The sequence below is a fragment of the Photorhabdus heterorhabditis genome, from assembly GCF_018448905.1.
In the GTDB taxonomy this organism is placed as follows: Bacteria; Pseudomonadota; Gammaproteobacteria; order Enterobacterales; family Enterobacteriaceae; genus Photorhabdus; species Photorhabdus heterorhabditis.
Genome location: NZ_RCWA01000111.1, coordinates 1 through 1,757, shown reverse-complemented (window position 1 = coordinate 1,757; position 1,757 = coordinate 1). Strand labels below are relative to the sequence as shown.

General features: G+C 40.8%; 2 protein-coding genes. Both read right to left on the bottom strand.

All coding sequences use genetic code 11. From position 1 onward, the window contains the following. Positions 1-199: 199 nt before the first annotated feature. Entirely contained in the window at positions 200-733 is a 534-nt protein-coding gene (locus EAE89_RS22740; protein ID WP_214086641.1) for a hypothetical protein, read from the bottom strand. A 2-nt stretch (positions 734-735) separates the two neighbouring features. Beyond that, positions 736-1,662 carry an AHH domain-containing protein gene (locus tag EAE89_RS22735; RefSeq protein WP_339423554.1) on the bottom strand — a complete coding sequence of 309 codons (927 nt, stop codon included), beginning with the start codon at positions 1,660-1,662 and terminating at the stop codon, positions 736-738. Between the last annotated feature and the right edge of the window lie 95 nt (positions 1,663-1,757).

Sequence of the window (1,757 nt, the reverse complement as noted above, 5' to 3'; positions counted from 1 at the left end):
TGGTAAACCGATTAAATAATCGCCCCAGAAAAACACGGGGAGGGAAAACACCGAATGAATTATTTAAAGGAATACGAACATGTTTACTTCCGGATTAACGATGTTGCACTTATTATGTGAATCCAAGAAGCATAAAAATAACAAAGCCGGAAGATCACGGGGATCTTTCCGGCTTTTTCATGAGAATATGTTTTCTATATCAACTAGTTTTTAATATTATTGGATTAAAGGCGACTATTTTTTCATCCTTAGTCATTCCGCATGGATACAACCCTTCTTTATATATCTCAAAGATCTTTTCCAAGATTGATTCTTTTTGTTCACCTAATATATACCTTTGAATAGATAACATTTTTAGTTGATAATATACTTCATCTAAAATTTCAAAATAAAAATCATCATATTCTGTATTTGTTTTTTTTATTTTAGATTTTCTATAAATTAATGTCTTTTCCTCTTGTAAGTCACTGTATTCTTCGTCAATATCTTCTAAGTAATCTTCAGCTTCAGAATAGTTATCTTTTAAAGAAAATTCACCAACGCTATTTTCTATAAGGTCTTGCCAGACTAAATATCCATCTGGTAAATCTTGACTTAATGATAATCTGAGGGATTTGTCTTTATCTTCCAATAGGATAATATCAGAAGGTGCTTTTACTCCCCCTGACAAAAAATTATCTGAAAATAAAAAACTCATTGGTTCAGTTATAAACTTCTTATTTTCGCTTTTCATTATTATACCCCTAAAATTTTATTCCACATTTCTAAAGCACGTTGATTGCCTATTTTGGCTTTTCCTTTCGAGATATCTTTAGCTCTTATTGGTGTTCCATTCATCATTCCTTTTTTAGCTAAATTTTGTATATCAGCAACCTGTTTTGATATCTCATTAACAGACTGATTTAAGTTTATTTTGTCTAGTGCATTTTTAATAGCCCTAGAGTAACCGTTGTGATTACCTTGATGCCTTGCCATTGCACTAATTCCATCATCGACTTCTCTTAGAAAAATTCCATTTGCTGAATTATCGATATCGTACTTGATTTTTTTCAAGGCAGGATGATTAGCATATTGTTTGGGAATAACGTGATGAGCTTGATAACCACTCCATTTAGTTGAACGCGGTAACCCCATATCTTCCATCATGTTTTTACCCAGTTTAGTCGAGCACCCTGCCAAGCCGAGCGGATCAATCCATCCGGTCGGATTTTGCACATAGCGATAGGTATTCTCACCACCCCAGAGGCCCGTAGGATCGGCACTCAGGTAACAACAGCCTTCCGGCAAATAATAGCGGAACCGATTATAAAATAAACCACTTTCCTCATCAAAAAGTTGCCCGGCGAATCGGAGGCCCGGGTCCAGTTGCGGGTTCTCGCCGTGTCTGCCCAGCCGCAGGCCATATAGCGATTGCTTCGGCCGCCGCCACACCCGTTTACCCGTCGGGTCGAACAGCGTCAGCGGCTCGCCGGTCGGGGCGCTGACCGCATACTGGGTCTGCACCTCCCCGGCCATCAGTTCCACCCGGTTGTCCAGATTAAGCGTAAACGCCTGCGTCTGCTGCGCCACCAGTTCCCAGCCGTCAAACACCAGATGACGGATCATTTTCAGCCGGCCGTGCTGATACTCTCGGATTTCCGCCGGCACGTCGCCGTCCCACACGTCTGGCGGATCCTGGTGTCATCATATCGCTGGGCGGACTTTTCCCCCTGATTTAGCAGCCTTTTTTTCTGCCGTTTTTCCCCGCTTTGTTAAAG

Bases quoted from the DNA above. Each gene is read 5' to 3' on its own strand.
- EAE89_RS22740 (WP_214086641.1), bottom strand. From the start codon at position 733: ATGAAAAGCGAAAATAAGAAGTTTATAACTGAACCAATGAGTTTTTTA.